At 53.5% G+C, this 24,633-nt stretch carries 24 protein-coding genes, 1 pseudogene and 1 riboswitch; of the genes and pseudogenes, 13 read left to right on the top strand and 12 right to left on the bottom strand.

Annotated features, from left to right (window positions below):
- Positions 1-113: 113 nt before the first annotated feature.
- Positions 114-1,127, top strand: a complete 1,014-nt coding sequence (tsaD, locus tag M2374_RS08960) for a tRNA (adenosine(37)-N6)-threonylcarbamoyltransferase complex transferase subunit TsaD (protein WP_096755618.1) — start codon at positions 114-116, stop codon at positions 1,125-1,127.
- A gap of 67 nt (positions 1,128-1,194) precedes the next feature.
- Here tsaD and M2374_RS08955 read toward each other — a convergent pair whose 3' ends face one another.
- The 3 genes from M2374_RS08955 to ttdA are packed head-to-tail and all read right to left on the bottom strand — an operon-like array spanning position 1,195 to position 4,220.
- Positions 1,195-2,658 (bottom strand): anion permease, encoded by a 1,464-nt coding sequence (locus M2374_RS08955; protein ID WP_181688733.1) that lies wholly within the window; start codon positions 2,656-2,658, stop codon positions 1,195-1,197.
- Positions 2,659-2,706: 48 nt separating this feature from the next.
- Positions 2,707-3,312: a L(+)-tartrate dehydratase subunit beta gene (gene ttdB, locus M2374_RS08950; RefSeq protein ID WP_181688734.1), complete on the bottom strand. Its 606-nt coding sequence runs from the start codon at positions 3,310-3,312 to the stop codon at positions 2,707-2,709.
- Positions 3,309-4,220 carry a L(+)-tartrate dehydratase subunit alpha gene (ttdA, locus tag M2374_RS08945; protein WP_096755621.1) on the bottom strand — a complete coding sequence of 304 codons (912 nt, stop codon included), beginning with the start codon at positions 4,218-4,220 and terminating at the stop codon, positions 3,309-3,311. Before ttdA ends, ttdB begins: the two co-directional genes overlap by 4 nt.
- Before the next feature lie 210 nt (positions 4,221-4,430).
- Between ttdA and M2374_RS08940 the strand changes: the two genes are divergently transcribed.
- Positions 4,431-5,363, top strand: coding sequence for a LysR family transcriptional regulator (locus tag M2374_RS08940; RefSeq protein WP_153880018.1), 933 nt, complete (start codon positions 4,431-4,433; stop codon positions 5,361-5,363).
- A 40-nt stretch (positions 5,364-5,403) separates the two neighbouring features.
- On the opposite strand, the gene plsY is transcribed toward M2374_RS08940, so the two are convergent.
- Positions 5,404-6,021 (bottom strand): glycerol-3-phosphate 1-O-acyltransferase PlsY, encoded by a 618-nt coding sequence (gene plsY / locus M2374_RS08935; protein ID WP_096759329.1) that lies wholly within the window; start codon positions 6,019-6,021, stop codon positions 5,404-5,406.
- Between the two features lie 106 nt (positions 6,022-6,127).
- Between plsY and folB the strand changes: the two genes are divergently transcribed.
- Both folB and bacA read left to right on the top strand, forming a co-directional pair.
- Positions 6,128-6,496, top strand: coding sequence for a bifunctional dihydroneopterin aldolase/7,8-dihydroneopterin epimerase (folB, locus tag M2374_RS08930; protein WP_096755623.1), 369 nt, complete (start codon positions 6,128-6,130; stop codon positions 6,494-6,496).
- An 85-nt stretch (positions 6,497-6,581) separates the two neighbouring features.
- On the top strand, positions 6,582-7,400 hold the full coding sequence (gene bacA / locus M2374_RS08925) for an undecaprenyl-diphosphate phosphatase (protein WP_096755624.1): 819 nt from the start codon (positions 6,582-6,584) through the stop codon (positions 7,398-7,400).
- Between the two features lie 98 nt (positions 7,401-7,498).
- On the opposite strand, the gene M2374_RS08920 is transcribed toward bacA, so the two are convergent.
- The gene (locus M2374_RS08920) at positions 7,499-8,734 is read right to left on the bottom strand and encodes a multifunctional CCA addition/repair protein (RefSeq protein ID WP_096755625.1); all 1,236 of its coding nucleotides are present in this window, start codon (positions 8,732-8,734) and stop codon (positions 7,499-7,501) included.
- Between the two features lie 62 nt (positions 8,735-8,796).
- The gene (locus M2374_RS08915; protein ID WP_096755626.1) at positions 8,797-9,417 is read right to left on the bottom strand and encodes a TIGR04211 family SH3 domain-containing protein; all 621 of its coding nucleotides are present in this window, start codon (positions 9,415-9,417) and stop codon (positions 8,797-8,799) included.
- Positions 9,418-9,658: 241 nt separating this feature from the next.
- On the opposite strand from M2374_RS08915, the gene M2374_RS08910 reads away from it, so the two are divergent.
- The 3 genes from M2374_RS08910 to hldE all read left to right on the top strand — a co-directional run bounded on the left by M2374_RS08910 (position 9,659) and on the right by hldE (position 15,410).
- Positions 9,659-10,960: an inorganic triphosphatase gene (locus M2374_RS08910; RefSeq protein ID WP_135911394.1), complete on the top strand. Its 1,302-nt coding sequence runs from the start codon at positions 9,659-9,661 to the stop codon at positions 10,958-10,960.
- A 113-nt stretch (positions 10,961-11,073) separates the two neighbouring features.
- Positions 11,074-13,914, top strand: a complete 2,841-nt coding sequence (gene glnE / locus M2374_RS08905) for a bifunctional [glutamate--ammonia ligase]-adenylyl-L-tyrosine phosphorylase/[glutamate--ammonia-ligase] adenylyltransferase (protein WP_181688735.1) — start codon at positions 11,074-11,076, stop codon at positions 13,912-13,914.
- A gap of 59 nt (positions 13,915-13,973) precedes the next feature.
- Positions 13,974-15,410 carry a bifunctional D-glycero-beta-D-manno-heptose-7-phosphate kinase/D-glycero-beta-D-manno-heptose 1-phosphate adenylyltransferase HldE gene (hldE, locus tag M2374_RS08900; RefSeq protein ID WP_181688736.1) on the top strand — a complete coding sequence of 479 codons (1,437 nt, stop codon included), beginning with the start codon at positions 13,974-13,976 and terminating at the stop codon, positions 15,408-15,410.
- A 53-nt stretch (positions 15,411-15,463) separates the two neighbouring features.
- Here hldE and M2374_RS08895 read toward each other — a convergent pair.
- Positions 15,464-15,580, bottom strand: a pseudogene (locus M2374_RS08895) (hypothetical protein); the annotation flags it as partial.
- A gap of 178 nt (positions 15,581-15,758) precedes the next feature.
- Between M2374_RS08895 and glgS the strand changes: the two are divergent.
- Entirely contained in the window at positions 15,759-15,965 is a 207-nt protein-coding gene (glgS, locus tag M2374_RS08890) for a cell surface composition regulator GlgS (RefSeq protein WP_096755633.1), read from the top strand.
- 33 nt (positions 15,966-15,998) lie between these two features.
- On the opposite strand, the gene ubiK is transcribed toward glgS, so the two are convergent.
- The gene (gene ubiK / locus M2374_RS08885; RefSeq protein WP_135953046.1) at positions 15,999-16,295 is read right to left on the bottom strand and encodes a ubiquinone biosynthesis accessory factor UbiK; all 297 of its coding nucleotides are present in this window, start codon (positions 16,293-16,295) and stop codon (positions 15,999-16,001) included.
- Between the two features lie 132 nt (positions 16,296-16,427).
- Positions 16,428-16,577, top strand: a riboswitch (FMN riboswitch).
- Positions 16,578-16,683: 106 nt separating this feature from the next.
- Between ubiK and ribB the strand changes: the two genes are divergently transcribed.
- Together ribB and M2374_RS08875 are read left to right on the top strand one after the other, a co-directional pair.
- Positions 16,684-17,337 (top strand): 3,4-dihydroxy-2-butanone-4-phosphate synthase, encoded by a 654-nt coding sequence (gene ribB / locus M2374_RS08880; RefSeq protein WP_115257467.1) that lies wholly within the window; start codon positions 16,684-16,686, stop codon positions 17,335-17,337.
- A 520-nt stretch (positions 17,338-17,857) separates the two neighbouring features.
- Positions 17,858-18,034, top strand: a complete 177-nt coding sequence (locus tag M2374_RS08875) for a hypothetical protein (protein WP_096759330.1) — start codon at positions 17,858-17,860, stop codon at positions 18,032-18,034.
- Between the two features lie 65 nt (positions 18,035-18,099).
- On the opposite strand, the gene zupT is transcribed toward M2374_RS08875, so the two are convergent.
- Positions 18,100-18,873: a zinc transporter ZupT gene (zupT, locus tag M2374_RS08870; RefSeq protein WP_096755639.1), complete on the bottom strand. Its 774-nt coding sequence runs from the start codon at positions 18,871-18,873 to the stop codon at positions 18,100-18,102.
- A 147-nt stretch (positions 18,874-19,020) separates the two neighbouring features.
- Here zupT and ygiD point away from each other — a divergent pair, with 147 nt between their 5' ends.
- The gene (ygiD, locus tag M2374_RS08865) at positions 19,021-19,809 is read left to right on the top strand and encodes a 4,5-DOPA dioxygenase extradiol (RefSeq protein WP_096755640.1); all 789 of its coding nucleotides are present in this window, start codon (positions 19,021-19,023) and stop codon (positions 19,807-19,809) included.
- An 85-nt stretch (positions 19,810-19,894) separates the two neighbouring features.
- Here ygiD and M2374_RS08860 read toward each other — a convergent pair whose 3' ends face one another.
- From M2374_RS08860 to tolC, 3 genes are all read right to left on the bottom strand, one after another.
- Complete coding sequence (locus M2374_RS08860; protein WP_096755641.1) at positions 19,895-21,055, bottom strand: glutathionylspermidine synthase family protein; 1,161 nt, start codon at positions 21,053-21,055, stop codon at positions 19,895-19,897.
- 5 nt (positions 21,056-21,060) lie between these two features.
- Positions 21,061-21,738, bottom strand: a complete 678-nt coding sequence (locus M2374_RS08855; RefSeq protein ID WP_115257469.1) for a DUF1190 family protein — start codon at positions 21,736-21,738, stop codon at positions 21,061-21,063.
- A 148-nt stretch (positions 21,739-21,886) separates the two neighbouring features.
- The gene (gene tolC, locus M2374_RS08850) at positions 21,887-23,374 is read right to left on the bottom strand and encodes an outer membrane channel protein TolC (protein ID WP_137363335.1); all 1,488 of its coding nucleotides are present in this window, start codon (positions 23,372-23,374) and stop codon (positions 21,887-21,889) included.
- A 199-nt stretch (positions 23,375-23,573) separates the two neighbouring features.
- Between tolC and nudF the strand changes: the two genes are divergently transcribed.
- Together nudF and M2374_RS08840 are read left to right on the top strand one after the other, a co-directional pair.
- A complete protein-coding gene (gene nudF / locus M2374_RS08845) occupies positions 23,574-24,206 on the top strand; it encodes an ADP-ribose diphosphatase (RefSeq protein ID WP_096755644.1) in 633 nt (210 codons plus the stop codon).
- Positions 24,203-24,625 carry a DUF1249 family protein gene (locus M2374_RS08840; protein ID WP_181689104.1) on the top strand — a complete coding sequence of 141 codons (423 nt, stop codon included), beginning with the start codon at positions 24,203-24,205 and terminating at the stop codon, positions 24,623-24,625. Before nudF ends, M2374_RS08840 begins: the two co-directional genes overlap by 4 nt.
- Positions 24,626-24,633 lie beyond the last annotated feature (8 nt).

Here is a 24,633-nt window from a genome sequence, read left to right as displayed (position 1 = left end):
ACTTTTATAAGGGTGAGGAGTATACACGAGGGTTCTTCCTTGGGCGAACAAAGTTTTACATCAACCCGCATTCGACCTACACTGCGCGGTATTAGAGCGAGGTAAAACAAGTCATGCGTGTACTGGGAATTGAAACATCCTGCGATGAAACCGGCATCGCCATTTACGACGATGAAAAAGGTCTTTTAGCCAACCAATTGTATAGTCAGGTGAAATTGCACGCTGACTACGGTGGAGTAGTGCCTGAATTGGCTTCGCGCGATCACGTGCGTAAAACCGTACCGTTGATTCAGGCGGCGCTGATTGAAGCAGGGTTAACGGCAAAAGATATTGATGCGGTGGCCTATACCGCAGGGCCGGGTCTGGTCGGTGCGCTGCTGGTGGGGGCGACCGTAGGGCGTTCTCTGGCGTTCGCCTGGAATGTTCCGGCCATTCCTGTACACCATATGGAAGGCCATTTGCTGGCACCGATGCTGGAAGATAATCCGCCGGAATATCCTTTTGTAGCGCTGCTGGTTTCTGGCGGACACACGCAGCTGATTAGCGTCACCGGTATTGGACAGTATGAGTTGCTGGGCGAATCGATTGACGATGCGGCCGGTGAAGCGTTCGATAAAACGGCCAAACTGCTGGGGCTGGATTATCCAGGTGGACCGATGCTGTCTAAGCTGGCGTCTCAGGGCGTGGAAAAGCGTTTTGTCTTCCCGCGCCCGATGACCGATCGTCCGGGGCTGGATTTCAGCTTCTCAGGCCTGAAAACGTTCGCCGCGAATACCATTCGTAATAACGAAAACGACGATCAGACCCGTGCGGATATCGCCCGTGCATTTGAAGATGCGGTGGTCGATACGCTGATGATCAAGTGCAAACGCGCGCTGGATCAAACCGGTTTTAAGCGTCTGGTGATGGCGGGGGGCGTGAGCGCTAACCGTACCCTGCGGGCCGCGCTTGCGGAAATGATGCAAAAACGCCGTGGCGAAGTGTTCTATGCGCGCCCGGAATTTTGTACCGATAACGGGGCGATGATCGCCTATGCGGGCATGGTGCGTTTTAAATCCGGAGCAACGGCAGACCTTGGTGTCACCGTGCGTCCACGCTGGCCGTTGGCGGAGTTACCGGCGGCGTAAGCGCACTGGGAGCGGACTGGTGAGATGCGTAGGGAAAAGGGGCGACACTACGCCGCCCCGGCGGGATTTACAGTAAAACCAGAGGCATCCACAGCAGGCCGGTTATCACCAGCAGGACGAGGAATATCAGGCCGAAGATGGCGCCCAGTCGCCAGTAATCGGCCGTCGGCAAGTAGCCGCTGCCGTAGTAGATCGGGCTTGGTCCGGTAGCGTACGGGGTCAAAATGCTGCCCAGACCAATGGCGGCACCGACCATCAGGCAGAATACCGGCAGCGGGATGTCCGGCATCGCCAACGCGGCTGCAATCATCATTGGCGCGAGGGCAGAGGTATAGGCCGTGGCGCTGGCAAAGAAATAACGCAACAGATAGAACACCACGATCAACGCCACCATTACCATTATCGGCGAGTAGCCGCTGAGTCCGTTTGCCAGCAGTTTGCCGAACCAGGAGATAAAGCCAGTATTGTTCAGCCCGGTGGCAAGGGTAATCAGCGAAGCCAGCCAGAAAAAGACGTTCCATGCTGCTTTATTACTGACAATGTCATCCCAGCAAATGATGCGCAGTACCAGCATCAACGCCACCACGCTGTAGCCGACCATTGCGGCATCAATATAGTCACCGCCAAAGATCCACAGCACCAGCGCTCCCACCATCAATACCAGCATCTTTTTTTCACGCGCGCACAGTGGCCCCATCGCCTTCAGCTCGGTTTCCGCCCAGCGCGGGACCTGATCGCCAGATTTCTGCACCGGTGGGTACAGCACGTAGGCCAGCCAGGGCACGATCAACACCAGTAAAATGCTCAGCGGCAGCATGCCTAAGAACCAGTCACCCCAGCTTAACGCTGTATGGGAAGCACCTTTCATCAGGCCAATTAGCAGCAGATTTGGTGCCATCGCCGTTAAAAAAATAGCGCTGGTGACGCAGTCGGCGACGATCCCCATCCACATAATGTAAGAGCCAATGGAGCAGGCGCTGGGATCGTTGGGTTGAGAGTGGTACAGCGGTGGCAGGTTACGAATGATCGGGTAGATAATGCCTGCGCCGCGTGCGGAATTAGACGGTGTCACGGGGGCAAGGATCAGTTCGGAGAACATCACCGCATAGCCGAGAAACAGCGTGCGATGCCCCATCTTCTTTACCAGCATCAGCGCGATACGCCGACCCAGACCCGTTTTCTCGTAACCGGTACCGAACATAAAGGCGGCGAAAATCAGCCAGATAACCGAGTTAGAAAACCCCGACACAGCCCATGATAACGATTTGGCGGTAAATTTAAATCCGTCCTGGGCGAGTTGCTCAGGGCTGAACAACAGCCACGGCGACAGCACGGCAATGATAGAAATACCAATCATCGCCACTACCGCACCGGGAACAGGTTCCAGAATAAGCCCGACGATGACCCCGGTAAAGACGGCAAAATAGAGCCAGGTGTGGCTTTCAAGACCGCCAGGAACGGGCAAAACAGCAATAATGGCGATGACCACCAGCGGAGCCAGGTATCGCCACCAACCAGCTAAAGGTGCCATTGTTGTATCCCTGCGAAAGGGGGAGAGGTATGCGCCTCTCCGGGAGGGTTATTTGATGTAGTGCACGTGCTCGCAGATTTCTTCGACGATCGGGGCGCGACGTTCAGCGAACAGCTTTTTGTTTTCGGCGATCAGGTTGTTGCCATGGGTATCGATGGAAACAATCAGCGGGCCAAACTCTTTAACCCGGCACACCCACAGGGATTCCGGCATGCCCAATTCCGTCCAGTGCACTTCTTCAATTTCTTCAACCTGCGTGGCGGCAACAACCGCGCAGCCAGCCGGGAAGATCACGTGCAGTGCTTTGAATTGCTTACACCCTTCTTCGGTCAACGGTCCCATGCCGCCTTTGCCGACCACCAGTTTGACGCCGGTTTGCTCGATGAACTCTTTCTCAAAGGCTTCCATACGCATGCTGGTGGTTGGGCCGACGGAGACCATCTCCCATTTTTCCCCGTTCTTACGCACGATCGGGCCAGCGTGAAAAATGGCTTTACCGTTCAGATCGTACGGGATCGGGCGCTTGAGTTCGATCAAACGGCGGTGACACACGTCGCGACAGGTCACCAGCGTACCGGTCAGGTAAATGACATCGCCGACGCGAATGTCTGCCAGATCTCCGGCTTTGATCGGGGTTGTCAGGATCTTTTTCATAACGCGCTCCGGGTGTGAGACAGATTTTCGAAGGAGAGATCGGCATGAACCCGCAGCGTGCCGCGACGGTGCGCCCAGCAGCCGGTAGAAACGGCCACGCCGATAGTCGACGGGTGGCGTGCGGCCGATTCGATATGTACGCCCATCACGGAGCTGTTACCCGTTAGCCCCTGTGGGCCAATACCCAGACGGTTAAGTCCTTCCTCGAGACGCAGTTCCAGCTCGGCAGCTTTGGGATTGGGATGGCGTGAGCCAATCGGGCGCAGTACGGCTTTGCGTGACAGCACGGCGGCGGTTTCAACGGAGGTCGCAATACCTACGCCGACCAGCACCGGTGGGCAGGCGTTTACTGCTAGCGTGGAGATATTCTCAAAAACAAACTTCACGACACCTTCGTAGCCTTCGGAAGGCATTAACACTTTGGAACGCCCCGGCAGCGTACAGCCACCGCCCGCCATATAGACTTCAATTTCTGCGTCATCAGCGTCGGGGATGATGTCCCAGGTGACCCATGGCACGCCGGTACCGGTATTTTTACCGGTGTTTACCTCGTCAAAAATCTCTACCGCATTGTGGCGTAGCGGCGCTTTCACGGTGGCGTCTTCAACGGCCTGCTTAAGGATGCTTTGCAGTTCGCCCAGCAGTGGAAAACGGGAACCGACCTTCACAAAGAACATGATTTCACCGGTGTCCTGACACGCCGGGCGATTCAGGTCGATCGCCTTCTGCATGTTGTCAAACATGGTGTGGTAGATAATTTTACCCATCGGCGAGGTTTCGCCTTCGCGTAGCTGTTTTAATTTATCTACGACATCGTCGGGCATACGGGTAGAAATCATGGCGGTAAAATCAGCGACAATGTTAGTCAGCGTATTTATCGCATGTTGGTTATTTTGATGGCTCATCATGTCAACTCCAGTTCTTTTATTTATCTGGAAATAAATTCTCCCGGACAAACTACCACTAAAAATGTGGTTTTATATTTTTTAGCGCTGTGAATAACCAATTAACAGTTCGTGAATGATGCCCGCTTAAGATAATAAAAATTGCGCAAAGGCAGGGTTTATTATGTCCAGGGGAATTACACTGCGATTCACACCCTCACGGATATCCTGAACATGCTGAACACCTATCCCCTGGCGAAAGACCTGCAGGTGCTGGTTGAAATTGTGCATAGCGGCAGCTTTAGCGCGGCGGCAGCGACCCTTGGGCAGACGCCAGCGTTTGTGACAAAACGCATTCAGATTCTGGAGTCTACGCTAGGGGCCACGCTGCTTAACCGCTCCGCACGCGGCGTGGCGTTAACGGAAAGCGGTCAGCGGTGCTATGAACATGCGCAGGAGATCCTCGCCCGCTATCAGCATCTGGTGGATGACGTCACGCAAATCAAAACGCGACCGGAAGGGATGATCCGTATTGGTTGTAGCTTTGGGTTTGGGCGCAGTTATATCGCCCCAGCGATTACCGAATTGATGCATAGCTATCCTGAATTACAGGTGCATTTTGAACTGTACGATCGGCAAATTGATTTAGCGCAGGATAATATCGATCTGGATATTCGTATTAATGATGAAATTCCCGATTATTATATTGCACATTTGTTAACGAAAAATAAAAGAATATTGTGTGCTGCACCGACATATTTACGAGAATACGGGGATCCAAAGACGTTACAGGAATTAAGTCGCCATGATTGCCTGGTTACCAAAGAGCGCGATATGACGCACGGGGTTTGGGAACTTGATAATGGGCAGGAGAAAAAATCGGTTAAGGTGGCGGGGCATCTTTCTTCTAACAGCGGCGAGATTGTGTTGCAGTGGGCGTTACAAGGAAAAGGGATCATGCTGCGTTCTGAGTGGGACGTACAGCCGTTTCTGCTCAGCGGTGAACTGGTTCGCGTGCTGCCAGAATATGCGCAGAGCGCCAATATCTGGGCGGTGTATCAGGAGCCATTGTATCGTAGCGTAAAGCTACGGGTGTGCGTAGAGTTTCTGGCAACGTGGTGCCAGCAGCGGTTGGGTAAGCCGGTTGACGGGTATCAGATCCTGTAAGCCGGATAAGACACCGTCGCATCATCATCCGGCAGCACCGTCACTCGGGATCTTTTTCGCGCTTTTTCTTCAGTTTGGTCCAGATCTTCGGCTCTTGTCGACGCCACAGACGTTGGATGTTGTCATGATGGCGCAGCAGAATTAAGCACGACAGCATGGATACCGGGAAAGTGAACTGGGGTTTGAACCACCAGACATAGAATGGGGCTATCAGGGCGCTGACGATGGCTCCTAACGAGGAATAACCGCTCAGCAAGATGGTCAGCAACCAGGTGCCCGCCATGACGCCAGTTAAATCCCAGCCAATCGGCGCAATGGCGCCAAAGGCGGTGGCGACGCCTTTCCCACCTTTAAAACCGAAGAACACCGGCCAGATGTGTCCCAGGCAGGCGGCGATAGCAATCAAGCCCAACCAGAAAGGACTAACGCCTAGCGCGTATGCACCCCACACGGGTAACATACCCTTCAGGACGTCAAAAATCAGCACGGCGACGGCGGCTCCTTTGCCACCAATTCGCAATACGTTTGTCGCGCCCGGATTTCCAGAACCGCTATCACGTGGGTCCGGCAATCCAGCGAGGCGGCATACCAGAATAGCACTGGAAATTGAGCCGCAGAGGTACGCGAAGATAATCATTCCAGGCGCGATTGCACTCATAAGCTGTTCCGTTTTGAAAATGTCGTGTAAAACACTACTTCCGTGGATAATACGCATATTTCGCCGGAAGTGGTATCCGGGTTAGCCAAAAAGCAGGCAGGTCGTGATGGATATTGTATTTATAGAGCAACTTTCGGTAATCACCACTATTGGTGTTTATGACTGGGAACAGACTATCGAACAAAAACTGGTGTTCGATATCGAAATGGCATGGGATAACCGCAAATCAGCGAAAAGCGACGATGTTGCCGATTGCCTGAGCTATGCTGATATCGCACAAACGGTGGTCAGCCATGTGGAAGGCGGACGTTTTGCGCTGGTTGAACGCGTGGCTGAAGAGGTGGCAGACCTCCTGCTTAGCCGTTTTAATTCCCCATGGGTACGCATCAAGCTCAGCAAGCCGGGGGCGGTGGCGAGAGCGGCAAACGTCGGCGTTATCATTGAACGTGGCAATAATCTGAAAGAAAGTAATTAAATTAATAATATCTAAACCTAACAGGTATAAAAGAGTCCTAACGTTGGCTCTTTTTTGCCGTGGTTTTCTATCTAGGGGTTAATTGATGAGTGATATGCACTCGCTGCTGGTGGCGGCAATTTTGGGTGTGGTCGAGGGATTGACGGAGTTTTTGCCTGTATCCAGCACCGGCCATATGATTATTGTTGGCCATCTGCTGGGGTTTGAAGGCGCTACCGCAAAGACATTTGAAGTGGTTATTCAACTGGGTTCCATTTTGGCTGTTGTGGTGATGTTCTGGCGCCGCTTGTTTGGCCTGATTGGCATTCACTTTGGTAAAGCCCCGCATGAAGGAACCGGCAAGGGACGACTAACGCTGGGGCATATCCTGTTAGGGATGATCCCGGCCGTGGTACTGGGACTGATTTTCCACGATACCATCAAATCATTGTTTAACCCGATCAACGTGATGTATGCGCTGGTGGTGGGGGGCGTGCTGCTGATAGCCGCAGAATGCCTGAAGCCGAAAGAGCCGCGCGCGCCGGGTCTGGATGATATGACTTATCGCCAGGCGTTTATGATTGGCTGCTTCCAGTGCCTGGCGCTGTGGCCGGGATTTTCCCGCTCCGGAGCGACCATTTCAGGCGGTATGCTGATGGGCGTGAGCCGCTATGCCGCATCGGAATTCTCATTCCTGCTGGCGGTACCAATGATGATGGGTGCCACGGCGTTAGATCTCTACAAAAGCTGGTCGTTCCTGAGCGCGTCAGACATTCCAATGTTTGCTGTGGGCTTCGTGACGGCATTTGTCGTGGCGCTGGTGGCGATCAAAACCTTCCTGCAGCTGATTAAACGTATCTCGTTTATTCCATTTGCGATTTATCGTTTTGTGGTCGCCGCCGCTGTTTACGTGGTGTTCTTCTAACTTTTGTGTGCCCGGTGGCGCTTATGCTTACCGGGCCTACGGAACGAGATGTTGACCCCGTAGGCCGGATAAGCGCAGCGCATCCGGCAACATACTGCCTACGCTTTTGGGCAACGCTGTTCCTTCCAACTGGCCACCGCCGCAATGCGACGTCGTGTCAGCTCCTCGCGAATGTCCGGCCCTTTGAATCCTGCCTCAACGACCTCTTTCGTCGGCACAGTCTGTGCGACTTGCCAGGCCTCCCGCAGCAGCCTACCTTGCGGGTAATCTGCTGCTTCAAAACCGGTGCGACCCCGGACGTCGGCCTCACTGGTCAGGGCAATTTGTTCCACACGCTGCGGTTTACGCCAGGCATCGATGGAATCAAACAACTTCACGATAGTTTTCGGCTGCAGGATCGGGAACGTATGAATGAGATCGTGGAATTCCGCCACCAGTTTGGCTAAATCGCGGATGTCATTGGGCACCCGCAGACGCTGACATAACTGCTCTACCAGTTTGACGCCCGCCGGGCCGTGACCATGATGACGTGGCCACAGCGCTTTTGGCGTCAGGGCCTTGCCAAGATCGTGGCACAGCGTGGCAAAACGTATATCTACGTTTGGGCTCAACATGGCCGCCATCGACAGCGTCATCAGCGTGTGAATACCGGTGTCGATTTCCGGATGCCATTGAGCCGGCGCCGGGACGCCAAACAGAGCGTCTATTTCCGGGAACAGAACGCGCAGTGCGCCGCAGTCGCGCAGGACCTGGAAAAAGACCTGTGGATTACGGGTAGTTAACGCATTTTCCGTTTCTTTCCAGACTCGTTCCGGCGTCAAATGTGCCAGTTCTCCGGCAGCGGTCATCTCGCGCATTAAGGCCAGGGTTTCATCGGCGATACGGAAGCTGAGGTGTGCATAACGCGCGGCAAAGCGCGCCACGCGCAGTACGCGCAGCGGATCTTCGCTAAAAGCAGGGGAAACATGGCGCAGTAGACGATTTTCCAGATCGCGACGTCCGTGATACGGGTCGATAATCTCGCCGTCATCATCGCGGGCTAGCGCGTTGATCGTCAGGTCGCGGCGCTGGAGATCGGCTTCCAGCGTTACGTCTGCTGCGGCATAGCAGGTAAATCCGGTGTAGCCTGAACCTGATTTTCGTTCGGTTCGCGCCAGCGCATATTCTTCGCGTGTTTGCGGATGGAGAAAAACAGGAAAATCGCGGCCTACCTGCTGGTAGCCCGCGTCGAGCATCTCTTGCGGCGTGGCGCCGACGACAACCCAATCTTTATCTTTAACCGGTAGCCCTAATAACGCATCCCGAACAGCTCCACCGACCAGATAAATCTTCACGCCACTTTCCTTCTGAAAAAAATTATCCCTTAATCATATGTCAGTGTGGCGGAGAAGGCGATTCAGTTCATCCAGCGATCTTTGCGTTTACGGGTTGGGATCATGTGTGGCAGAACCAGACCGAGCAACAGACCCAGTCCCAGTACGCCGCCGCCATACATAAACCACTGCATGATGATGGTGCGCTGCTTGTCATCAAGCTGCAAATTCGCGGCACTGACCTTTTTCTGCGCCACAATCAGCTCGTTTTTTAGCTTCTGGTTTTCTTCTTTCAACCCATTGATCACACTGTCGCTTTGCGCCACTTTTTGCTGCATATCGGCGGTACGCTGGTTCCAGGTGGTATCAATATTATTGAGCTTATCGGTCAGTGTTTTTACCTGGTTTTCCAGGTCCGGAACGCGGGTACGCAGGCTTGGCGTGCTGTTCAGCTCTTTCAGCGGGATCCAGGCTGTACGTCCGGTACTGTCTTTTACCTGGGCGTAGTTGGTGCTGGCATCGGTCTGTAACAGAATGACTTCCTCGCCGGCGTTAACCGTACCCACGAGGCGATAATTATCTCCCGGACCGCTGCGGACCCAGGTGTTCAGTTCATCAGAGACATAGCGCTTTTCCTCTGCATGGGTGACGGCAGTGGCGCTAAGTGCGAGTAAAGTTAATCCAATCAGGCGTAATTTTGGCATCAGGCTGTCGTTATTGTCATAGAAAGTGGAACGATAGTAGTGGCATCAGTGTCTCTACGCAAAGCATTCAACATCAATCGGAATCATCTGTGTCCTTTTTGCCACCACTCGAAACTTTTACGCCCGTCAAATTGCTCGTTGCATGGCAATTTGGCGCAAAATACTATCTACTGACAATCAAGAACGCACTTAGTTCGCAGTCTGTTTTCTCAACTGTGACATAACCCATAAGTACAAGATCATGACCCAGGAAATCGAATTAAAATTTATCGTCAATAATGATGCTGTTGATGCATTACGCGAACGTCTGAATACGCTGGGGGGAGAGCATCATGCGCCCAGCCAGTTGCTGAATATCTACTATGAAACGCCGGATGGGTGGTTGCGTAGCCATGATATGGGGCTGCGTATTCGCGGTGAGAACGGTCGTTATGAAATGACCCTGAAAATTGCCGGACGGGTGACGGGGGGGTTGCATCAGCGACCGGAGTATAATGTTGCGTTGAGCGAGCCAGAACTGGATCTTGCGCTGCTTCCAGCCGAAGTCTGGCCAAATGGCGAACTGCCAGCCGATCTCGCCTCTCAGCTACAACCGCTGTTCAGCACTGATTTTAACCGTGAGAAATGGCTGCTTGAGGTTGACGGTAGCCAGATTGAACTCGCCCTCGATCTGGGTGAAGTGAAGGCCGGAGAGTTCGCTGAACCGCTCTGTGAGCTTGAACTGGAACTGGTCAGCGGCGATACCCGCGCAGTGTTGAAGTTGGCAAATCAGCTGGTTGCCGAGGAGGGTTTACGCCTGGGTAGCCTGAGTAAGGCGGCACGGGGTTATCATCTGGCGCAGGGGAATGCCCCACGCGAGCTGAAGCCGACGCGTATTCTGAAAGTCCCGGCCAAGGTCAGCATTGAGCAGGGGCTTGAAGCCGCGCTGGAACTGGCATTGTCGCAATGGCAGTACCATGAGGAGTTATGGGTTCGCGGCGTAAAAGGCGCCAAATCGGAAGTGTTGGCGGCGATGGGGCTGGTACGCCACATCCTGATGCTGTTTGGCGGGAATGTTCCACGTAAAGCGAGCGCTCACTTACGTGATTTGCTGACCCAGTCGGAAGCGATTATTGCTGCTGAAACTTCTGCGGTATCTGCGGTTTACAACCCGCAAACGGCAATGGCAAAACTGGCACTCACCGAGTGGTTGGTGACTAAAGGGTGGCAACCGTTCCTCGATGCGAAAGCGCAGGCCAAAATCGCCGACTCCTTCAAGCGTTTCTCTGATACCCATCTTTCACGTCATGCGGCTGAACTGAAAACGGTGTTTGGTCAGCCATTGGGCGATCAATATGCCGACCAAATCCCGCGCCTGACGCGAAACATTGACAGTATTCTGATGCTGGCAGGCTATTACGATGAGAAGGTGGCATCGGAATGGATTGCGACCTGGCAGGGTTTACGTCATGCCATCATGACGCGCCAACATATTGAAATTGAACATTATCGTAATGAAGCGATCTCTGAGGAGCCGTTCTGGCTGCACAGCGGTAAACGATAATCAGGACCGAGATCAGGATGCCTTTATCAGGCCTACGCGATGGGCTTAAATGTCTTGTAGGCCGGATAAGGCGAAACGCCACTATCCGGCATCATTTAAAGGATAACCCGTAAATGCAGCAGCTCTCTTCACCGTTACAACAGTACTGGCCGACCGTTGTTGATCGGCTGCCAGCAGCAATACCTGAAGCGTCACTCAGCCTGCAGGCGAAGTCAGTGCTCACATTCAGTGATTTTGTTCGCGACAGCGTGATTGCCCATCCCGAGTGGCTGGCAGAGCTGGAAAGCGAACCGCCGCTGGCGGATGAATGGCAGCACTATGGCGTCTGGTTGCAGCAAGCATTAGCTGACGTCGGTGATGAAGCGGCGCTGATGCGTGAGCTGCGCCTGTTTCGCCGTCGCATCATGGTGCGAATTGCCTGGGCGCAGACGCTGTCGCTGGTGACGGAAGAGAGCATTTTGCAGCAGTTAAGCCATCTGGCTGAAACGCTGATTATCGCTGCACGAGACTGGCTGTATGACGCCTGCTGTCGTGAGTGGGGAACGCCGTGCAACCCTGACGGTGTCCCGCAGCCGCTGCTGATTTTAGGGATGGGAAAACTGGGCGGCGGCGAGCTTAACTTTTCCTCCGACATCGACCTGATTTTTGCCTGGCCAGAACACGGAACGACGCAGGGCGGACGGCGTGAGCTGGATAACGCGCAGTTCTTTACCCGTATGGGCCAACGGCTGATTAAAGTGTTGGATCAGCCGACTATGGATGGATTTGTCTATCGGGTGGATATGCGTTTACGCCCGTTTGGTGACAGCGGTCCGCTGGTGCTGAGCTTCTCGGCGCTGGAGGATTATTACCAGGAGCAAGGGCGTGACTGGGAACGCTACGCGATGGTTAAGGCGCGTATTATGGGGGATGCTGACGGTACTTACGTCGCTGAACTGCGCGCCATGCTGCGGCCTTTTGTTTTTCGTCGTTATATCGATTTCAGCGTGATCCAGTCGCTGCGTAACATGAAAGGGATGATTGCCCGTGAAGTCCGCCGCCGTGGTCTGAAAGACAATATCAAGCTGGGGGCGGGCGGTATTCGTGAAATCGAATTTATCGTTCAGGTCTTCCAACTGATTCGCGGCGGGCGTGAGCCATCGCTACAATCCCGCGCGCTGTTACCTACGCTCAGCGCCATCAACGCGCTGCATCTACTGTCTGATACCGATGCGGAGCATTTACGAAGTGCCTATCTCTTTTTACGTCGTCTGGAAAACCTGCTGCAGAGCATCAACGATGAACAAACCCAGACGCTGCCGGGCGATGAGCTAAATCGCGCGCGTCTGGCATGGGCCATGGGGGCGGATGACTGGTCGCAGTTGACGGCTGTCCTGAACGTTCACATGGGCAACGTGCGTCGGGTGTTCAATGAGTTAATCGGTGATGATGAAACCGAAACCCAGGAAGAGTCGTTGTCGGAACAGTGGCGCGAACTGTGGCAGGATGCTTTGCAGGAAGATGACACCACGCCAGTGCTGGCGCATCTTGCGGAAGACGATCAGCGCCGCGTGCTGACTCTGATCGCCGATTTTCGCAAAGAGCTGGATAAGCGCACCATCGGCCCACGTGGACGCCAGGTGCTGGATCATTTGATGCCGCACTTGCTGAGCGATGTTTGCTCCCGCGCTGATGCCTCGGTGCCGCTGTCGCGTATTACTCAGCTGCTGGTGGGCATTGTCACCCGTACGACCTATCTGGAGCTGTTGAGTGAATTCCCTGGCGCGCTGAAGCACCTGATTTCGCTGTGCGCCGCCTCGCCGATGGTCGCCAGCCAGTTGGCGCGCTATCCGCTGCTGCTGGACGAGTTGCTGGATCCGAACACCCTGTATCAGCCCACCGCAACCGATGCCTACCGTGATGAGCTACGTCAGTATCTGCTGCGTGTGCCGGAGGATGACGAAGAACAGCAACTGGAAGCGTTGCGTCAGTTCAAGCAAACTCAATTGCTGCGTATTGCGGCGGCCGATATCGCCGGGACGCTGCCAGTGATGAAGGTGAGCGACCACTTAACATGGCTGGCCGAAGCGATTATCGATGCCGTGGTTCAGCAGGCGTGGACGCAAATGGTCGCCCGCTACGGGCAACCAACGCACCTTGGCGATCGCGAGGGCCGCGGTTTCGCCGTTGTCGGTTACGGCAAGCTGGGCGGTTGGGAGCTGGGCTACAGCTCCGATCTTGATTTGATCTTCCTGCACGATTGTCCGATGGACGTGATGACTGACGGCGAGCGTGAAATTGACGGGCGGCAGTTCTATCTGCGTCTGTCACAGCGCATCATGCACCTTTTCAGTACCCGCACGTCTTCCGGCATTTTATATGAGGTGGATGCGCGGCTGCGCCCATCCGGTGCCGCAGGCATGCTGGTGACATCAACCGAGGCTTTCGCCGATTACCAGCGCAACGAAGCCTGGACATGGGAGCATCAGGCGCTGGTGCGTGCTCGGGTGGTGTATGGCGACCCGCAGCTGACCTCTCAGTTTGACGCGGTGCGTCGCGATATCATAACGCTCGCTCGTGACGGAAAAACGTTGCAGACCGACGTGCGTGAAATGCGCGAGAAAATGCGTGCTCATTTGGGTAATAAGCATCGCGATCGCTTTGATATCAAAGCAGATGAAGGCGGGATCACCGACATTGAGTTTATTACTCAATATCTGGTGCTGCGCTATGCCCATGAAAAACCGAAACTGACGCGCTGGTCAGATAACGTGCGCATTCTGGAATTACTGGCACAAAACGACATTATGGAAGAGCAAGAAGCCCTGGCGCTGACCCGCGCCTATACTACGCTGCGTGATGAACTTCATCATCTTGCTTTGCAGGAACTTCCGGGCCATGTGGCGCCGGAGTGCTTCAGCGCTGAGCGCGCGCTGGTGCGTGACAGCTGGCAGAAGTGGCTGGTTGCCGAGTGAAGTGTGCTATGATCGCGCGCAAATTTTAAGACCCTCAGAGAATCTCTCAGGAGACAGGAATGAAAGTAACGCTGCCAGAGTTTGAACGTGCAGGAGTCATGGTTGTCGGTGATGTGATGCTGGATCGCTACTGGTACGGGCCTACTAGCCGTATTTCACCAGAAGCCCCAGTTCCGGTAGTCAAAGTGGATACCATTGAAGAACGTCCCGGCGGCGCGGCAAACGTGGCGATGAACATTGCCTCTCTGGGCGCAAATTCCCGTCTGGTAGGGTTGACTGGTATTGATGATGCGGCACGTGCGCTGAGTAAAACGCTGGCGGACGTGAATGTGAAATGTGACTTCGTTTCGGTGCCGACGCACCCGACGATCACCAAACTGCGCGTACTCTCACGCAACCAGCAGCTGATCCGTCTGGACTTCGAGGAAGGTTTCGAAGGCGTAGATCCACTGCCGCTGCACGATCGTATTAACCAGGCGCTGGGTTCTATCGGTGCTCTGGTACTGTCTGACTACGCCAAAGGCGCGCTGGCCAGCGTGCAGCAGATGATTGCGCTGGCACGAAAGGCTGGCGTACCGGTGCTTATCGATCCGAAAGGCACTGATTTTGAACGCTATCGCGGTGCGACGCTGCTGACACCAAATCTTTCCGAGTTTGAAGCGGTTGCCGGTAAGTGCAAAAGCGAAGAGGAACTGGTTGAACGCGGCATGAAGGTGATTGCGGATTTCGATCTTTCCGCGCTGTTGATCACCCGTTCCGAGCAGGGCATGACGCTGCTGCAGCCGGGCAAAGCACCGCTGCACATGCCGACCCAGGCGCAGGAAGTGTATGACGTGACCGGTGCTGGCGATACGGTTATTGGCGTGCTGGCGGCAACGCTGGCGGCGGGTAACTCACTGGAAGAAGCGTGTTATTTTGCTAACGCTGCGGCGGGCGTGGTAGTGGGTAAGCTGGGGACGTCCACCGTTTCGCCTATCGAACTGGAAAACGCCGTGCGCGGTCGTGCGGATACCGGTTTTGGTGTGATGACAGAAGCCGAGCTGAAACAAGCCGTGGCCAGCGCGCGCAAGCGCGGTGAGAAGGTGGTCATGACCAACGGCGTTTTCGACATCCTGCACGCGGGCCACGTCTCTTATCTGGCGAATGCGCGCAAGCTGGGCGATCGTCTGATCGTGGCGGTAAACAGCGACGCATCCACCAAACGTCTGAAAGGTGAAACGCGCCCGGTCAACCCTCTCGAGCAGCGTATGATCGTACTGGGTGCGCTGGAATCCGTCGACTGGGTGGTCTCTTTTGAAGAAGATACCCCACAGCGACTGATCGCAGGTGTTCTGCCGGATCTGCTGGTAAAAGGTGGTGACTACAAGCCGGAACAAATTGCGGGTAGCGAAGAGGTATGGGCGAACGGCGGTGAAGTGCTGGTGCTGAACTTCGAAGACGGCTGCTCAACGACCAATATCATCAAAAAGATCCAGAAAGACAGCGATAAGTCATAGTCTGGTCGATTGCCGGATAGCGGTATAAACACCTTATCCGGCATTTCTGTCTCTTATGCTTCAGTTTTCTCCACAGGCTGTGGACTGTTTTTCAGCGGCTCAGCCAGGGCGTGAAGCGAACCGCCGGACAAACCAATCTCATTTAACAGCGAATCAATCAGCGGTGCCTGAAGTTCTGCAGGTTCCTTACATCCGAAAAAAGACATCTCCCCCTCTCAGATTTCGTAGGAAAGTGTGAAGCATAGCTCTCAATTTGCGCACATTATGTACAGAACAACTTTCTGTATAGGGAAATACTGAAATCAGAAAAAGCATATGGCCTTAACAGATATTCAATAACTGGAGGGTATGCTCATGAACAGCAATATGTATTCACTGAACAATTTCGATTTCCTGGCCCGGAGTTTTGCCAGGATGCAGGCTGAGGGGCACCCTGTTGATATCCAGGCCGTAACTGGCAACATGGATGAGGAGCACCGCAGTTGGTTTTGCAAACGCTACGCGCTGTATTGCCAGCAGGCAACTGAGGCGAAAAAATTAGAGCTGGAACACTAACAGATAAACGGGCCTTGCGGCCCGTTGTCGTTTTTACGCTTGCGGATCGACGGGCGGGATAGCAGGCGCAGGCTTCACTTCAGCCGGTTTCTCGCGCGCTTCCAGCTCGGTCAGGCGTTGCTCAAGCAGCGCGAGCTTTTCGCGGGTGCGCAGCAAAACCTGGGTTTGTACATCAAACTCTTCGCGGCTTACCAGATCCAGGCGCGTCAGCTGTGACTGCAGCGTTTGGCGAATCTTTTTCTCGACGTCTTCCCCAAACTCGCGGATCCCTTTCGGCATCGACTCGTGGACCTGACGAGCAATCTGCTCAATTTTTTTCGGGTCAATCATGGTGGTTTCCCTGAACTGGTACGTGTTGCTGCCTATTGTAGTGCGAACTGGCAGCGGCATAAACCAGAATTGTGTGAAGTGAAGTCAAGCAAAGGCGTTGATGAAGGTAATCAATAGCGTTATAGTTAACTCGCTTATTCTCAGGGCGGGGCGAAATTCCCCACCGGCGGTAAATCAACTGATGTTGAAAGCCCGCGAGCGCTTTTCGTTAACGCGAAAAGGTCAGCAGATCCGGTGTAATTCCGGGGCCGACGGTTAGAGTCCGGATGGGAGAGAGTAACGATCCAGTCGGGCATGGACCCGCTCACGTTATTTTTTTGCCGCTTAGACGGTACTCCTAAGACTGCCCTGATTCTGGTAACCATAATTTTAGTGAGGTTTTTTTACCATGAATCAGACGCTACTTTCCTCTTTTGGTACGCCTTTCGAACGTGTTGAACTTGCGCTGTCTGCGCTGCGTGAAGGACGCGGTGTGATGGTGCTTGACGACGAAGATCGTGAAAACGAAGGCGATATGGTTTTCCCGGCAGAAACCATGACCGTTGAACAGATGGCACTTACCATCCGTCACGGTAGCGGTATTGTTTGCCTGTGCATCACTGAAGATCGACGCAAGCAGCTCGATCTGCCAATGATGGTGGAAAATAACACCAGCGCTTACGGCACGGGCTTTACCGTGACCATTGAGGCCGCTGAAGGCGTAACTACCGGTGTTTCTGCCGCTGACCGTGTTACCACGGTTCGCGCGGCAGTTAAAGACGGCGCTAAACCTTCCGATCTGAACCGTCCGGGACACGTTTTCCCGCTGCGTGCTCAGGCTGGCGGCGTGTTGACCCGCGGTGGTCATACTGAAGCAACCATCGATCTGATGACGCTGGCAGGTTTTAAACCGGCTGGTGTACTGTGTGAGCTGACCAATGATGATGGCACCATGGCGCGTGCGCCAGCGTGCATCGAATTTGCAGGCAAGCATAATATGGCTGTGGTCACGATCGAAGATTTAGTCGCTTACCGTCAGGCGCACGAACGTAAAGCCAGCTGATAGCACACGCTTTACCACGCCAGTTACGGTGGCAATAAAAAACCGAAGTCAGTTTTCTGGCTTCGGTTTTTTGTTATTACGGCCCGCCTATTTAGCTTTGCCCGGACGAACGGTATCCTTTAACGAGGATATACTGCTTTATATTTTATCGACATATAATATATTCCGCATGCGCTATTTTTGTATTTTTTACCATATAAGAATATGGCTAAATCTTTGTGATAAGTAAATGTGTTTATTGTTTTAGGTCTGTTTGTTATCAACCCCTAGTGTGTTGATTTAATTAAGTAAAGTAAGTTTGGAATGTACTTATTATAATTAATGTTATTTATAGATGCTTGCAGGTTCTGTATTGTTTTATTTTGAATGCACGTTTTTCAATTGGCTCTATCCGCTGGTTTATATGATCGAAATCATCTATTTGTTTCTGTAATGTGCCACTATAGTGGTAGGTTGAAATAAGGATATGTGAAATTTTAACGTTAAATGTTTAATGATGTTAAATTTTAAGGGTAAAAGAATGTTTATTGCCTGGTATTGGATGGTATTAATTGCACTCGTTGCTATTGGTTATTATTGTCATATGAAGCGTTATTGCCGCGCGTTTCGACAAGACCGAGATGCGTTGCTTGAGGCGCGTAACAAACTCTTTCGCCGTACGAGCGAAGAGGCTGGCACGGTCAGGGAGCATGAATAATCCCTGTCGCTTTGCTGTTGTAGAGGCGGATGGCCTGCAGGGCAGGACAGCATCCGCCGTCTGTATTATCCGATGCCCATTGATTGCAGGATGACAAGGCTGAGTCCCATCACCGACATTCCGCAGAGTACACCATAGCTGGGGTTATTATTCGGGTCGATTTCTTTTGCCAGCGGCATCAGTTCATCGACGGACAGTGCGACCATAATTCCGGCAACAGCCGCCATAATTGCCGCCATGACCACCGGTGAAATTAAACTCCCCAGAATTAACCACGCCAGTACGCCGCCGAGTATTTCCGCCATACCGGAGATCCCAGCCCAAAATATCGCGGTACGTTTCGAACCGGTTGCAGCGTACACGGGTCCGGCAACGGCCAAACCTTCAGGAATATTATGCAATGCCACGGCGAGGGCGATACCAAAACCTAGCTCGAGGTTGCTGCTGGCAGTCACAAACGTCGCGACCCCTTCCGGGAAATTGTGCAGACTAATGCCAAGCGTGAGCAAAATGGCGGTGCGTTTAATAGAACCGGGTAAAGGTTGTGTTGTTTTTTGCACGAGATCCTGAGGATGGGCGTGCGGCAGCAAACGATCCAGACCAAAATAGCCCAGTAAGCCTACGATAAACATCCCGTAGCCAAGTACGGGTGACATTCCTTTTGCAGCCAGTGCGGCGGGTAGCATCTCCATCAGGGAGATAAGCAGCATAATGCCCGCGGCAAAACCCAGAGAAAAGGCGAGCACGCGGTTTGAGGGCTTTTGTCCCAGCACGCCAAGAAAGGCGCCAATAAAGGTGGCGGCACCCGCCAGTAAAGTCAGAAGTAAAGGTACTGACATCGACAAATCCAACTCCTTATCCATCAGCTGTCCGGGCCAGACCGTCAAAATAACTGATGATCTTCATCATGGTTATCTGAGTTCTTCATCAACCGAAAAAGCGTATTGTGATGATATCAAAATGACTCCCTCAGTAAGGATATCATCATGTCTTCAACTCGTATGCCAGCATTGTTTTTGGGGCACGGCAGCCCGATGAATGTTCTGGAAGATAACGTTTATACCCGTGCCTGGCAGCAACTGGGGGAAACGTTGCCGCGACCGAAAGCCATAGTCGTGGTTTCGGCGCACTGGTTTACCCGTGGCACTGGCGTAACTGCCATGGAAGCACCGAAAACGATTCATGATTTTGGTGGTTTTCCGCAGGCTCTGTATGACACACATTATCCGGCGCCGGGCTCGCCAGAACTGGCGCAGCATCTGGTTGATTTGCTGTCTCCCGTCCCTGTCGCCTTAGACAAAGAAGCCTGGGGTTTTGACCACGGGTCGTGGGGCGTGTTGATCAAGATGTACCCGAATGCCGACATCCCGATGGTGCAATTAAGCATTGATAGCACGAAGCCGGCCGCCTGGCATTTTGAAATGGGTCGTAAGCTGGCGGCGCTGCGCGACGAAGGTATTATGCTGGTGGCCAGTGGTAACGTGGTGCATAACCTGCGCACGGCACGCTGGCACGGTGAAAATACGCCATACCCGTGGGCGTCCTCATTCAACGATTATGTGAAGGCCAACCTGACATGGCAGGGACCGGTTGAACAACATCCGCTGGTCAACTATCTGGATCATGAAGGCGGATCGTTGTCGAATCCAACGGCGGATCACTATCTGCCGCTGCTTTACGTATTAGGTGCGTGGGATGGAAAAGAACCCGTGACAATTCCTGTGGACGGCATTGAGATGGGCAGTCTGAGTATGCTGTCGGTGCAGGTTGGATGATTAATGCCCGATGGCGCTGCGCTTATCGGGCCTACAGTTCGTGTCGTAGGCCGGGTAAGGCAGAGCCGCCACCCGGCACTTTCATTCATTCGACAAAAATATGCGGATAGAAGCGGGAAAGATCTTGAGTGATCAGCGCTCTGTCTTCGCGAATGCCAATCCCGGCTGGCTGATCGTTAATCAGCCAACTGCCGATCAGCACGTAGCTATCGCCAAACTTCGGTAGCTGATGGAACTGCTGTACGATCATACCTTCTTCACCGTACGGGCCTTCCACCGATTCGATCGTTTTACCGTTCTCAACGATCGACACGTTAGCGCCTTCACGCGAGAAGATCGGTTTCACGACGAATTTTTCCATCTGTGGATAGTCGTCTTCGGCGAAATACGCAGGCAGCAGGTTCGGATGGTTCGGGAACATGTCCCACAGCAGTGGTAACAGCGCTTTGTTGGAGATGATGCTCTTCCAGGCCGGTTCCAGCCAGCGAACGCCGGCATCTTCCAGCTTGGTAGAGAACATCTCGCGCAGCATAAATTCCCACGGATAGAGCTTAAACAGGTTGGCAATCACCTGATCTTCTAAGTCCGTGAACTGACCTTTCTCACCGAGGCCGATATCTTCGACATAGAGGAATTCGGTGGCGATTTCCGCTTCGGCCGCGCAATCCTGCAAATACTGGATGGTCCCGCGATCTTCGACGGTGTCACGACAGCAGGTCAGGTGCAGTAGCTGAAAACCATACTGTTCGCGCAGCGCGGTGAAGCGTTCAATCAGCTTTTCCTGCAGGCTGTTGAACTGATCGCTGCCTTCCGGCAGGTTCCCGGCATTGAGCTGATCTTCTAACCAGATCCACTGGAAGAATGCAGCTTCGTACAGCGAGGTTGGCGTATCGGCGTTGTTTTCCAGCAGCTTAGGTTCACCGATGCCATCCCATGCCAGATCGAGGCGGGAATAGAGCGACGGCTGCTGAGTCAGCCATGACTGGCGGACAAACCCCCAGGTGTGTTTGGGAATACGAAACTTGGTCATCAGCTCGTCGCTGGCGATGACCTTTTCAACCACCTTGAGGCACATTTGGTGCAGTTCAGCGGTGACGTCTTCCAGCTTTTCGACCTGTGCAAGCGTGAGCTTGTAGTAGGCGTCTTCACACCAGTACGGTTCGCCGTACATGGTGTGAAAGTTAAAACCGTATTCGGTGGCTTTTTCGCGCCAGTCCGGGCGCTCAACAATACTGACTCTTTCCATGTGGATCAGCCGCCCATTGAACGCGTGGTGGTACCGCTGGCGCTACGTTGCATGGTGCTTTGCTTGGCGACAGATTCACCAAAGCCGCCGCGCGTGACGGTTGATGTGGTTGCCGGTTTCGGCGCCATAGCGGTTTTCGGTACGGTCATGGTACGGCCCGGCGTTGCTGCGCCGTAGTTTTTGCCGCCTGCATCGGTATATTTGCCGTAGGCCGGGCTGGCCGGATTTTTCGAGCTGAACAGCGGCTGCTGAGCGCCCATACCGCCGCCCATCATGCGGCCCATCATGTAGCCTGCCATCAGCGGCATCCAGAAGCTGCCGCTGCTCTGATTCTGTGCCTGAGCCTGGCCTTCACCCGTTGGTGCCATACCGGCCTGTGCAGGTGCCTGCTGGCACTGACCTTCGCCGAATTCAGCGATACAGTCTTCGCGGGTGGCGTACTTCGGCGCCGTGCGCTCAGCTTCTTTCAGCGCGTTGTTGAATGCGGTTGTACATTCAGCGCTTTTACCCGGATTCGCCGTCGAGCAGTCGTCCGCATTTTGGTAAAGCGATACTGTTTCGTCGCTCTGCTCACAGCCCGCCAGCATAATAACGGCGGTAACAGCCAGGGCAACAGGAGTCAGGTGGCGTGCGCTCCAGCTTTTGCGGAACGACGCGTGATGTATAGATTTTGTCCGTTTCATTTATGTCTTCCAGGACCCAGTGGTAAATACTGCTCAGAATAGAGGATGACTGGTCGAAATTGAAGCGGGAAGAGGCGAGAATGCGGAAGAAGGGGCGGATCTTTACGTTGTCTTACGTTCAGACGGGGCCGAAGCCCCGTCATCACCATCAGTTACGGAACGGATTGTTGCCGGTGCTGCTGGTTGAACGTGCTGCCGTCGGCTGAGCGACTGCCGCGTTGTTGCTCGCGGTATAGCCGTCTGCTGCAGCGTCTTGCTGTGTGTTTTCCGGCGCGACGGTGTCAGGCGCGGTCGGAATCGGTTTGCCCAGCGTATTGTTCAGCGCCACCAGATCCTGTTCGTTCAGCGTACCGAGCGCAGATTTGATGTTTAACTGGTTAATCAGATAGGTATAACGTGCGTTAGCCAACTGCTGTTTGGCGTTGTACAGCGTGGTGGTGGCATCCAACACATCCACGATGGTACGTGTACCAACGGAATAACCGGCTTCCATCGCGTCCAAAGAGCTTTGTGCAGAGACAACCGCTTGTTTGTACGCGTTAATGCTACTGATGGACGCATTAATGTTATTGAAGGATGAACGTACGGTCTGTACCACGCTGCGGTGCGCACTTTCCAGCTGTTCGCTTGCGCCCACAAAGTTGTACTGTGCTTGTTTCACCTGCGAGTTAACCATGCCACCCTGGTACAGCGGCAGCGAGAAATTCAGGCCAATTTTGTTCTGACCCATATTGCTGTCGTCATACTGAGTACCGGTTGCCGCGCGGGTTTTAGAGCCGCTGTAAGAGGTATCAGAAACACCGGTAGAGGCGGTTAAATCCAGCGTCGGCAGGTGACCGTCCTGCGCCAGACGAATTTGTTCACGCGCCAGGTCCTGGCTTAAACGCGCCTGCAGCAAGGTCAGGTTGCGATTTTCGGCTTCTTTCAGCAGTGCATTCACCGCCTGCGGCTTGTTGGTTTTAAAGCCGTCAACGTTCAACGAGGCCAGTTCCGGGTAGTAGTTGCCGGTAACCTGGCGCAGTTCTTCCACCGCGTTGTCCAGATCGTTACGCGCGGTAACTTCATTTGCCAGCACGGTATCGTATTGTGAACGGGCGTTCTGTACGTCAGTAATGGCGACCAGGCCGACGTTAAAACGCTGGGTAGTCTGATCCAACTGACGGTAAACTGCGTCTTTCTGTGCCTGGGTGTATGACAGCACATCAATCGCGTTCAATACTTTAAAATAGGCCGTGGCAGTATTCAGGATCAGCGTTTGCTGATCGGTCTGATAGGTCACATCCTGGATGCCCGCTGATTTTTCTTGCAGCGTCAGGGCACGCCATTTCGACATATCAAACAGAGACTGAGTCAGGGTTAACGAAGCAGAGGTGGCGTTGGAATTCACGCCGTTTGCATCACGGTAGCCATTGCTGTAGGTGTAATCGGCACCTAAGCCCAGCTGAGGCAGTAACGGACTACGCGCTTCGTTAATTTTTTCGAATGCAGCATCGCGATCGGCGGCGGATTTACGCAATTCCGGGTTGCTCAGGCGTGCTTGCTGATAAACCTGCATCAGGTTCTCTGCCTGGCTCAAAGTACTGAACCCCGACAGGCTCAGGCCGATAAGGATGGGGAGCAATTTCTTCATTTGCATTCCTTGTTGTGAAGCAGTATTTAGCGCTGATCAAATGGTAAAAATAATTGTTGATTCTAGCAGAATCCACCACTTCAAAAAGTTGGCGTTACGTGCCATACGGCGTTAATTTGCATCAATTTAACACAAGGGCGCCCAAACAGCAGTCAAACGACCTTGAAATTCACATTTTAATCACTATTGGTATCAGGACAGCACAATGCGTAAACCAGACAGCTTGCCAATGACTTTCACGAAAAATGATGTAGAAATTATTGCACGAGAAACGCTATACCGCGGTTTTTTTTCACTGGATCTTTATCGGTTCCGCCATCGCCTGTTTAACGGTGGAATGAGTGAGGAAGTCACGCGCGAAATTTTTGAGCGCGGACACGCGGCGGTCTTGCTACCCTTTGACCCTGAGCGGGACGAAGTTGTGCTGGTTGAGCAGATTCGTATTGCGGCATTTGATACCAGCGAAAGCCCGTGGCTGCTGGAAATGGTCGCCGGGATGATCGAAGAAGGTGAAACCGTTGAGGACGTTGCCCGCCGTGAAGCGATGGAAGAAGCCGGGCTGGACGTAAAACGAACCAAACCTGTGCTGAGCTATCTGGCAAGCCCCGGCGGCACGAGCGAGCGCCTGTCCATTTTGGTCGGCGAAGTGGACGCCACGACCGCAAGCGGGATCCACGGTCTGGCGGATGAAAACGAAGATATTCGCGTTCATGTGGTAAGCCGGGAACAGGCTTATCAGTGGGTGGAAGAGGGAAAAATCGACAACGCGGCTTCTGTCATCGCCTTGCAATGGTTGCAGCTGCACTATCAAGAGTTAAAAACTGAGTGGAAAAAATGAAGCGTTATACACCTGATTTCCCTGAAATGATGCGCCTGTGCGAAACCAACTTTTCGCAACTGCGCCGTCTGTTGCCGCCAAATGATGTGGTCGGCGAAACAGTGAGCTATCAGGTGGCAAACGCACAATATCGGTTAACGATTGTTGAATCGACCCGATACACTACGCTGGTTGCGATCGAACAGACGGCGCCTGCTGTCACTTACTGGAGCCTGCCATCGCTTACCGTCCGCCTGTATCATGATGCGAGGGTGGCTGAAGTGTGTTCAAGTCAGCAGATCTTTCGCTTCAAAGCGCGGTATGATTACCCAAATAAAAAGTTGCATCAACGCGACGAAAAGCATCAAATTAATCAGTTCCTGGCCGACTGGTTACGGTACTGTTTAGCACATGGAGCGATGGCGATTCCGGTTTATTAGCGTCGTGA

It is taken from the genome of Citrobacter sp. JUb117, from assembly GCF_024809055.1.
Classification (GTDB): domain Bacteria; phylum Pseudomonadota; class Gammaproteobacteria; order Enterobacterales; family Enterobacteriaceae; genus Citrobacter; species Citrobacter gillenii.
The sequence above is the reverse complement of the archived record's forward strand: the minus strand, read 5'-3'. Positions and strand labels throughout refer to the sequence as shown.